This window comes from Gordonia sp. (in: high G+C Gram-positive bacteria), assembly GCF_020438995.1.
In the GTDB taxonomy this organism is placed as follows: domain Bacteria; phylum Actinomycetota; class Actinomycetes; order Mycobacteriales; family Mycobacteriaceae; genus Gordonia.
Window position 1 is genome coordinate 1 of record NZ_JAGQTN010000228.1, and the last position, 9,222, is coordinate 9,222.

Annotated in this window: 11 protein-coding genes; 4 read left to right on the top strand and 7 right to left on the bottom strand. The window is 65.6% G+C overall.

All coding sequences use genetic code 11. The features are described 5' to 3' along the window. The first annotated feature begins 26 nt into the window (after nucleotides 1-26). Nucleotides 27-1,028 (top strand): enoyl-CoA hydratase/isomerase family protein, encoded by a 1,002-nt coding sequence (locus KDB67_RS16190; protein ID WP_291017688.1) that lies wholly within the window; start codon nucleotides 27-29, stop codon nucleotides 1,026-1,028. 90 nt (nucleotides 1,029-1,118) lie between these two features. On the opposite strand, the gene KDB67_RS16195 is transcribed toward KDB67_RS16190, so the two are convergent. The 6 genes from KDB67_RS16195 to KDB67_RS16220 form a co-directional block, all read right to left on the bottom strand. Further along, on the bottom strand, nucleotides 1,119-2,729 hold the full coding sequence (locus KDB67_RS16195) for a peptide chain release factor 3 (protein WP_291017711.1): 1,611 nt from the start codon (nucleotides 2,727-2,729) through the stop codon (nucleotides 1,119-1,121). Nucleotides 2,730-2,877: 148 nt separating this feature from the next. After that, the gene (locus KDB67_RS16200; protein WP_291017691.1) at nucleotides 2,878-4,083 is read right to left on the bottom strand and encodes an alkane 1-monooxygenase; all 1,206 of its coding nucleotides are present in this window, start codon (nucleotides 4,081-4,083) and stop codon (nucleotides 2,878-2,880) included. Nucleotides 4,084-4,437: 354 nt separating this feature from the next. Then, complete coding sequence (locus KDB67_RS16205) at nucleotides 4,438-4,893, bottom strand: hypothetical protein (RefSeq protein ID WP_291017694.1); 456 nt, start codon at nucleotides 4,891-4,893, stop codon at nucleotides 4,438-4,440. A gap of 74 nt (nucleotides 4,894-4,967) precedes the next feature. Next, entirely contained in the window at nucleotides 4,968-6,008 is a 1,041-nt protein-coding gene (locus KDB67_RS16210; RefSeq protein ID WP_291017697.1) for a beta-ketoacyl-ACP synthase III, read from the bottom strand. Between the two features lie 103 nt (nucleotides 6,009-6,111). Further along, nucleotides 6,112-6,678, bottom strand: coding sequence for an aminoacyl-tRNA hydrolase (pth, locus tag KDB67_RS16215; protein ID WP_291017700.1), 567 nt, complete (start codon nucleotides 6,676-6,678; stop codon nucleotides 6,112-6,114). A 12-nt stretch (nucleotides 6,679-6,690) separates the two neighbouring features. Further along, nucleotides 6,691-7,293, bottom strand: coding sequence for a 50S ribosomal protein L25/general stress protein Ctc (locus KDB67_RS16220; protein WP_291017713.1), 603 nt, complete (start codon nucleotides 7,291-7,293; stop codon nucleotides 6,691-6,693). 309 nt (nucleotides 7,294-7,602) lie between these two features. On the opposite strand from KDB67_RS16220, the gene KDB67_RS16225 reads away from it, so the two are divergent. Both KDB67_RS16225 and KDB67_RS16230 read left to right on the top strand, forming a co-directional pair. Beyond that, the gene (locus tag KDB67_RS16225) at nucleotides 7,603-8,037 is read left to right on the top strand and encodes an NINE protein (protein WP_291017702.1); all 435 of its coding nucleotides are present in this window, start codon (nucleotides 7,603-7,605) and stop codon (nucleotides 8,035-8,037) included. Between the two features lie 13 nt (nucleotides 8,038-8,050). Further along, nucleotides 8,051-8,482: a DUF2752 domain-containing protein gene (locus tag KDB67_RS16230; RefSeq protein WP_291017705.1), complete on the top strand. Its 432-nt coding sequence runs from the start codon at nucleotides 8,051-8,053 to the stop codon at nucleotides 8,480-8,482. Between the two features lie 79 nt (nucleotides 8,483-8,561). Here the strand turns inward: KDB67_RS16230 and arsC are convergent, their stop codons facing one another. Next, nucleotides 8,562-8,903: an arsenate reductase (glutaredoxin) gene (arsC, locus tag KDB67_RS16235; protein ID WP_291017708.1), complete on the bottom strand. Its 342-nt coding sequence runs from the start codon at nucleotides 8,901-8,903 to the stop codon at nucleotides 8,562-8,564. Between the two features lie 81 nt (nucleotides 8,904-8,984). Here arsC and KDB67_RS16240 point away from each other — a divergent pair. Beyond that, on the top strand, nucleotides 8,985-9,222 hold a 238-nt coding region (locus tag KDB67_RS16240), incomplete at its 3' end, for a hypothetical protein (protein WP_291017709.1).

The following is a 9,222-nucleotide window of genomic DNA, read 5'->3' on the forward strand; positions in this document are numbered from 1 at the left end:
ACCACCGATTTACTAGCGTTGTAGGCATGTCGTTCATCCGGACCACCGTCGCCAACGGGGTCGGCGAGATCATCCTCGACCGGCCGAAAGCTCTCAACGCGCTCGATCAGAGCATGATCGACGAGATGTATCAGACCCTGCTGACCTGGGGCGATGACGATGCGATCGAAACGGTGTTGGTCACCTCGACGCATCCCCGCGCGTTCTGCGCCGGCGGCGACATCCGCGCCATCCGGCAGCATGCGCTCGACGGTGAACCGGAGGCCATCGAGGCGTATTTCACCGCGGAGTACCGGCTCGATCAGTTGGTCGCTGAATATCCCAAACCGTATGTCGCACTTATCGACGGCGCGGCGATGGGTGGGGGACTGGGCATTTCGGTGCACGGTGAGATCCGCATCGTCACCGAAAACGCGTTGATCGCGATGCCCGAGACCGCGATCGGGTTCTTCCCCGACATCGGCGCCACCTACTTCCTGCCACGTCTGCCCGACGGCGTCGGACTGTGGCTGGGCCTGACCGGTGCCCGGCTGCACGGTGCGGACGCCGTCGCCGTCGGGTTGGCCACGCACCACGTGAAGGCCGCCGATCTGCCCGCACTCGCCGGCGACATCCGCGCGGGGGTCTCGCTGGGGGATGCGCTGCGCCCACGGTCGGCCCCGGTCGAATCCGATCTGCCGCTGCGCCGCATCGCCGAGTACTTCAGCGATTCCGACCTCAACGCCCTCGTCGGAGGGCTACAGGGCGCGGTCGGCGACGACTGGGCGCAGGAGATGCTCGAGCTGCTCGGGAACGCCTCACCCACCAGCCTGTGGGTCACCGCGGCGCTGCTGGAGGCGGGGAAGTCGTCGAGCCTGGCCGAATGCCTGGACCGGGAACTACGCGCGGGCGCCCGCATCTGCGCCACCCCGGATTTTGCCGAAGGTGTGCGGGCGGTGCTCGTCGACAAGGACCGCAACCCCTCGTTCACCCCGGCCACGATCGACGCCGTCGACCAGACCGAGGTGCGCCGCATCGTCGGTGAGTAGCTGACCGAGGCCAAGAACCGCCCACGAGCGGGCCGTCGATGTGTATACGCGGCGGCCGCGCTCTCCCGGGCGGTTTTTGTCCGCAGAAGGTCAGTCGGCTGCCGCCACCAGCGGGGCGAGCGTCAGCTCGGGGTGTTCCTTCTCCACGAACTGCAGGCGCCACTTGTCGCTGAACAGGGCCAGCAGCGCACCGTCGGTGCGCGTGAACACCTCGACGCCGCGTTGCCGGTTCAGTTCGGCGGCACTCGCCTCGTCGGTGCGCCGGGCCAGCGAGTAGCCGAGACCCTCGATCACCGTGTCGACGTTGAACTCGGATTTGAGTCGGGCGGTGACCACCTCGAATTGCATCGGGCCGACGGCGGCCAGCACCGGTGCCATGTCGCCGCGCAGGTCGTTGCGCAGCACCTGGACGACGCCTTCGCTGTCGAGCTGGTCCATCCCCTTGCGGAACTGTTTGTACTTGTCGGCGGTGGTGGCCCGCAGCGACGAGAAGTGTTCGGGTGCGAACGACGGGATCGGCGGGAACTGCACCTTGGGACCGGTGAACAGCGAATCGCCGGGGGCGAGTGTCATCGCGTTCACCAGACCCACCACATCACCGGGGTAGGCACGGTCGACCGTGGAGCGGTCACGGCCGAACACCGCCTGTGCGTACTTGGTTGCGAACGGTTTACCGGTCTGCGCGTGCGTGACGACCATGCCGCGTTCGAACTCGCCGGACACGATGCGCATGAACGCGAGCCGGTCGCGGTGGCTGGTGTCCATGCCGGCTTGTACCTTGAACACGACAGCGCTGAACGGGTCGACGGGCTCGCGTACGTCGCCGCTCACCGACGTACGTCCGGTCGGGGCGGGAGCGAGCGCGACCAGCGCCTCGAGCAACTGACGCACCCCGAAGTTGAGCATCGCCGAGGCGAAGATCATCGGCGAGGTCTGCCCGGCCAGGAACATCTCCTGGTCGTGGTCCTGTCCCATCTCGGAGAGCAGTTCGCTCTCCTCCAGGGCCGTATCCCACTCGTCGCCTTCGCGTACCGACGCGGAGTCGGCGTCCATGATCTCCTCGGGCGCGATCTTCGCGCCGCCGGCGGTGCGGGTGAACGCCACGTACTCACCGGTCTGCCTGTCGAGCAGACCGCGGAAGTCGCCGGCGATACCGACGGGCAGAAACAGCGGCGTGGGGATCAGCCCGATACGTTCGGTGATCTCGTCGATCAGCTCCAGCGGTGTCTGGCCGGGGCGGTCCCACTTGTTGATGACGGTGATGACGGGGATGCCGCGATGGCGACACACCTGGAACAGTTTCAGCGTCTGTGGTTCGAGACCCTTGGCGGCGTCGATGAGCATCACCGCCGCGTCGACGGCCGTCAGTACTCGGTAGGTGTCCTCGGAGAAGTCGGCGTGGCCGGGGGTGTCGACAAGGTTGATGACGAAGGTGGCGTCGGGGTCGGCCGGCGGTGCCGCGGGCGAACCCGAAGGGGAGTAGTTGAACTGCAGCGCGGTGGAGCTGACGGAGATGCCGCGTGCCTTCTCCATCTCCATCCAGTCCGACACCGTCGACTTGCGCCCGGCCTTGCCGTGGATGGCGCCGGCCTCGCTGATCATGCGTGCGTGTAGCGCCAGCGCCTCGGTCATCGTCGACTTGCCGGCGTCGGGGTGGGAGATGATGGCGAATGTCCGGCGGCGGCGCACCTCGCGGGCCACCCGGCCCGATTCGTCGCCCCCGCCGCCCGATCGGTCCCCACCGCGAAGCGGCGAACCTGCGAGGTCGGTGCTCGTCTGACCTTCAGTGCTCACCCGACGAGGCTACTTGCCCGTCGATGAGACGGACAAATCTAGGACACGGACAAATCTAGGCGACGCGATCGGCGACGGGATCGGGATCCTCGACATGGCCGCGGTTGACCCGCGTGATGTCGCCGTCGTAGTAGTCAAGGAGCCGTTGGTCGATGACGCGGCGCCACAGCGGCGGAATCAGCGCACAGGCGCCCATCGAGACGTAGCCGCCGGGTAGCTGCGGGGTGGAATCACCGAACGACCGCAGTGTCTGGTACCGGCGCCCGGCATGCGCATGGTGATCGCTGTGCCGCTGCACGTGGTACAGAATGGCGTTGCTCATCACGAAGTCGCTGTTCCAGCTGTGCTGCGGGGCGACCCTGACGTATTTGCCGTCGGGGCGCTTCTCACGCAGCAGGCCGTAGTGCTCGATGTAGTTGGCGATCTCCAGGAACGAGAACCCGAACACCGCCTGGATGATCAGGTACGGCACCACCGCCCAGCCGAACACCGCGATGAGCACGACGTACAGCACCACCGACATCGCCCATGCGTTGAGTACGTTGTTGCGCAGAGTCCACACACTCTTACCCTGGCGCCGCAGCCGCTTGCTCTCGATCTGCCAGCCGAGTTTGAACGTGCCGGACACCGTGCGCGGCCAGAATCGCCAGTACGATTCGCCGAAACGTGCGCTCGCCGGGTCGTCGGGGGTGGCGACCCTGATGTGGTGACCGTAGTTGTGCTCGACGTAGAAGTGCCCGTAGCAGGTCTGCGCGAGCGCGATCTTCGACAGCCACTGCTCGTGGCTCGTGCGCTTGTGGCCGAGCTCATGGGCGACGTTGATCGCCAGTCCGCCGACAACGCCGACCGTGGTGGCCAGCGCAATGCGTTCGGGTACGCCCATCGGTGCGTTGGTCCACAGGTAGCAGGCCAGGACCAGCCCCGCGTACTGGAGTGGAATGTAGGGAACCAGGCACCACCTGTAGTAGCGCGAGTTCTCCAACTGCTTCATTATCTCGTCCGGCGGATTGCTGCGGTCGGGTCCGTAGAAGCGGTCCAGCGACGGGACGACGGCGATCGTCAGCAGTCCGGCCAGCCAGAAGACACCCGGGCCGAGCAACGAGACGAGCCCCCAGGCGATGAACGGGGTCAGCGGAATGACCAGTCCCGCCAGCCACAGGCCCTTATGCGGGTCGCGCCACTCGGGATGGGTTGCAGACGAGATGCCTGTGCCGTTCTCGCGCTTGCCCGACGCACGAAGGCGTGGCTTACGAGCGCGCATACAGAGTTCCTCCCACGGACTCAGACCGGACACGGTGGATCATCGAAACGGTGGTTGATCGAACAGGGGGTCACGCCCCCTAGAGGCGTACGTCCCTATCTTGGTCGAACATCGTGAACTGTCAAGACGGCGTTACCAAGACTCCTCCGAACAAGTGGCACAGGTTCGGGGGATATGGGGCGGGTGACGGGCTTCTGAGAACTCTCGGCCTGGCGTGTCCTGGGGTTTTGTTACCTACCGGTAAGTGGGAGCGGTGCTTGGATGCAATGAATATCACAGTGGTCGTCTACCTGACCTTTCGGCCAGGTCAGTCGCGTCGGGCCCGTGTGGCGCACAGATGACCGGCGCGCCCGGTCAGATGCCGAACACACCCCGTGTGTAGTTGCTGAACATCGTTCGCGCGTCGTTGAACGGACTGCGCGGCGAATAGAAGCTGATCGCCGGTGAGGAGGCGGTCGGGCAGACGACCTGCAGCCGATACTGGCCGGCGGGGATGAAGTTCTGCGGCCACGCGTAGTTGCCCTTGCCACTGATGGGGGCGTTCCTGTTCAACTTTGCGGCAGGCGGCGCTGCCACCCTCATCCGGCAATCGCGGTTGTTCTTGGTGTCGACGGACGACTGCCAGCCGGTCCAGTCGTCGGGGCCGTTGTACAGGCCCACCCGCAGCGTCGGTGGTGCCGCGGCATGTGCCGGGGGTGTGCCCACAATCGCGACCGCACCGACGAAACCGACGGAGGCCGCCATGATCGCGACCTGCCGGGTGCGACCGACGCGTCGGGCACTGTTGTGCTGCCGGGTACTGGGATGCATATCTCGGCCCTCCTGGAAGACGAAAGTGGTCTATCTCCCAGCATGGACCCGAACCTGTCCGTATGGAGTGAAATCTACTGATCGTCGAAACTTGTGATCTTCGGTGCGGGCGGCAATGTCACGACCTGCGCGGCGTAGGACAGGCCGGCGCCGAAGCCGAGCATCAGCGCCGTCTGCCCGCCTTCGGCCTTGCCGGTGGCGAGCATCTCCTCCATGGCCAGCGGAATCGACGCGGCGGAGGTGTTGCCGGTGAACTCGATGTCGTTGGCGACCGGGACGTCGTCGCGCAGGCGCAGGTTCTTCTTCATCAGCTCATTGATGCGGCCATTGGCCTGATGGGGGATGAACACCTCGATGTCGTCGGCGTGCAGGCCCGCGACATCGAGTGCGCCCGACAGCGCCTTGGGCAGGGTGATCGCCGCCCACCGGAAGACACGCGGGCCTTCCATCGTGAGGAACATCCCCGGCTTGTCCTTGATCTCCGGGTTGATGAAGTCGGGGATGTTGATGGTCTGCCCGATGGCCGCGGCGTTCTCGCCGTCGCTGCCCCACACGGTCGGGGAGATGCCGTTCTCCTCGGCAGGACCGATGACCACCGCGCCGGCGCCATCGCCGAACAGGAAGGCTGTCGAACGCGACGTGACGTCCAGGCTCAGCGACATGGTCTCGGAACCGATGAGCAGGACGTTGGTGGCGCTGCCCGCACTGATCAGCGCACTCGCGACCGACACTCCGTAGCAGAAGCCTCCGCAGCCGGAGACGAGGTCAAAGGCGGGCACACCGTTGATACCGAGGTCGGAGGCCACCGACGGGGCGCCGTGCGGGGTGATCGTGGGCCAGGTGCTGGTGGCCAGGATGACGCAGTCGATCGTCGACCGGTCGATACCGCTGTTGACGATCGCCCGCTCAGCCGCGGTCACCGACATCGACCGGTTGGACTCGTCACCGCTGATCCATCGCCGCGAACGGATACCGCTGCGCTCGAAGATCCACTCGTCGGTGGAATCCAGCGTCTTGCAGAGCTCGTCGTTGGTGATCACGCGCTGGGGGCGGCAGGCACCCACGCCGAGCATCGCGACGTTCTGCTGCCCTGTCTTGGTTGCGATCTGTGCCACGTCTACCTCCAGGCTGCTGTCCGCGTCGATGCGGATGTCATCGGTACATGATTCTAGGCCCGGTGGTCGGCATCGCCGATTCGCGCTGATCCGATGGCGGGTTTCACCACGCGTGCACGATGTTCTGGGCTGGTTCTAGGCCCTGCCGGACCAGGATCTCGGCCGCTTCCGCGCCGTTTCCGATGAGAAGTCCGACGTCGGCCTTTGCCGCGGCGGGAAACGGTTTGAGCACGAAGTCAGCCGGATCCTGCCGCCCCGGAGGCCGGCCGATGCCCAGGCGGACCCGCAGGTAATCGCGAGTGCCGAGCACCGCGCTGATCGACCGCAGGCCGTTGTGTCCGCCTTCACCGCCACCGCGTTTGAGCCGGACGAGACCGAAGTCGATATCGAGCTCGTCGTGTACGACGATCAGATCTTCGGGCGCCACGGAATAGAACTTGGCCAGCGGACCGACCTGCTGACCCGAGGTGTTCATGTAGGTGGTGGGCCGGGCGATCAGGACCGGTTCCCCGGCGAGGCGGGCGGTGGCGACCTGCGCACCGGATTTTTTGTGCACCTTCCACCGCTCGCCCGCCGAGGCGACCAGGACGTCGACGACCATCGCGCCGACGTTGTGCCTGGTCTTCTCGTATTGGGGCCCGGGATTACCCAGGCCGACAATAAGTTTCACTTCAGATGCGAGCTACTCGGCTGCTTCGTCGGCGGCCGCCTCGTCGGCATCGCCTTCGTCGGAGCCCTGCGGTGCCTCATTGACGGCGACGACGAGCAGTTCGGGATCGCTGGTGAGGGTCACGCCCTCGGGTAGGGTGACCGAACCGGCGTGGATGGCGGTGCCGGCTTCCACACCCTCGACGCTGACGACGATGTGCTCGGGGATCGACAGTGCGTCGGCCTCGACCTCGATGACGCTCGCGTCCTGAACGACCAGGGTGCCCGATGCGGCGTCGCCCTCGACGACGACGTTGACCTCGACGGTGACCTTCTCGCCGCGCTTGATCACGAGCAGGTCGACATGCTCGATGTAGCTGCGGATCGGGTGCACGTCGACCTGCTTGGTCAGTGCCAGTTGGCTCGTGCCCTCGATGTCGAGGTCGATGACCGCATTGGTGCCGTTGGCGCGCAGGACCGCGGCGAACTCGCGGGCCGGCAGCAGCAGGTGCACCGGGTCGGTGCCGTGGCCGTAGAGCACGGCGGGGACATTGCCTTCGCGGCGGGCGCGGCGCGCGGCGCCCTTGCCCTTACCGGAGCGGTTGGTGACCGCGAGCTTGGTGGTGTTCGACATGATGCTCTCCTTGGGATCGGTTCTTGCCGCGGTGAACAACGCGTACACCAGGACACCGCCGGGATGCGCGAAGGCATCTCGCAGGAGAGTCACGATGGCCGCGCCGATAACGGTGATCAGGTCACCCTCGCCGAGACAACGTCAACCAGGCTAGATCACGGCCGGGGTGAAAGTCACATCGCCGACCGCCTGGTGGCGACCGCGTGCCCAACGCCTCGATTGACATGAGCGCCACGTGCGGTGTCGTCCGGTCGGATGCCTCCTGCGTCGCGCCCGCGACTGCGCACCACGCAACTACTACTATGTGCGCTCATGACTTATCAACCGCCAGAATTCGACAAGAACGCCCAGTTCGGCGTGCCGCCGCAGCAGAATCAGCCGGTTCCGGGGCTGTTCTACATCAACCAGATGGGCAGTGAACAAGGGCCCATCGACTATGCCCAACTACAGCAGATGGCGATCGCCGGTCAGCTGCGGGGCGATACTCTCGTCAGGTCCGCCGACAGCCCGCATCCTTTTCCCGCACGTCAGGTGCCGGGCTTGTTCTCCAACTCCGAATGGCTGACCACCCTGCTGTTGTCCATCTTCCTCGGCAACTTCGGTGTGGATCGCTTCTACGTCGGCCAGACCGGGCTGGGCATCCTGAAGCTGCTCACCTGTGGCGGCTTCTACATCTGGTATCTGGTCGACATCATCCTGATCGCGACGCGCAACTTCCGCGACAGCAACGGCCGTCCGCTGGCCTGAGCCGGTCGGGTCGATGTCTGCGCCGAACGCGTCCACGCCACCCACTCTGCCCCGTTCACTGTCCCGGGTGTCCTGTGCAGAGTGGGTGGCTGCCGCGGGAATCGTGGGCATTGGGGTCGCCAGTGTGGCATCACCGGCACACATCGAGGACGGGCCCATCCTGTGCCCGTTCCGGTTGATGACCGGATTGTCTTGTCCAGGTTGTGGATTGACCCGATCCTGGGTGTATACGATGCACGGCGACTGGGCCGCCGCGCTGGGTGCCAACATTTTCGGGCCGTTGCTCATCGTCGCCGTCGTGGTGCTTACGGCAGTGGTGGTGGCGCGCCGGATCAGGAGTCGGCCGGCGCCCGCGCTGGAGGTCATTGCCCGGCACCGGCTGACATATGCGGTGCTGGCCGTCTGGCTGGTCTATGCCGTGGTCAGGTTGATCACCGAACTCTGAACACAAACCCCACCGATAGGCCCCGGCGAGGAGATTATTGCGATGCCGGAGCTGTGCGGTGGGGTTTGTGACGGCATCCTCAGATGATCTCGTCGAGTTTCGCGATCGGCCGGGTGAGCCGGGTTCCCTTGACGGTCACCACAAATGGCCGTTCCACCAGGATCGGGTGCTCGAGCATCGCCTCGAAGATCTCCTCATCGGATTTGTCGGCCAGGTCCAGTTCCTTGTACAGACCCTCCCGTTTACGGACGGCCTGGCTCGGGGTGAGTCCGGCATCGGCCAGCAACTCGGTGAGTTGTTCTCGTGTGTACGGGGTGTCGAGATACTTGACGACGGTCGGCTCGATACCGGCCTCACGCAACTGGGCGAGCGCGTTGCGTGAGGTCGAGCACTTCGGATTGTGATAAATCGTCGCGTCCATGAAGTCCACGGTAGTCATTCGGCCGAAGCAATAGGCGGCGAACAGTGGGCGCGGCGCGCGGGTTCGGCGACGATGGCGGGTATGGCCGATCTCACCCGAACATCCCGGACCGTGTGGACTCGGGTCGTTGTGCTGATCGCGGGGCTCGCCGCCTGCGTGGCGCTGTCGTCGACCGTCGGAACACATCCTGCATGCGCCTGTACCTGCGCGCCCGGAACGGCCGAACAGATCGCCGACCGGGCCGGTGCGATCATCGTCGGCACGCCGATCTCGGTGCGCGAGGACGCGACGGGTTCGCGCAGCGTGGTGCGCGTCTCCC

Coding starts and splice junctions, on each gene's coding strand:
- KDB67_RS16190 (WP_291017688.1), top strand. CDS start 27: ATGTCGTTCATCCGGACCACCGTCGCCAACGGGGTCGGCGAGATCATC.
- KDB67_RS16200 (WP_291017691.1), bottom strand. CDS start 4,083: ATGCGCGCTCGTAAGCCACGCCTTCGTGCGTCGGGCAAGCGCGAGAAC.
- KDB67_RS16205 (WP_291017694.1), bottom strand. CDS start 4,893: ATGCATCCCAGTACCCGGCAGCACAACAGTGCCCGACGCGTCGGTCGC.
- KDB67_RS16225 (WP_291017702.1), top strand. CDS start 7,603: ATGACTTATCAACCGCCAGAATTCGACAAGAACGCCCAGTTCGGCGTG.
- KDB67_RS16230 (WP_291017705.1), top strand. CDS start 8,051: ATGTCTGCGCCGAACGCGTCCACGCCACCCACTCTGCCCCGTTCACTG.
- arsC (WP_291017708.1), bottom strand. CDS start 8,903: ATGGACGCGACGATTTATCACAATCCGAAGTGCTCGACCTCACGCAAC.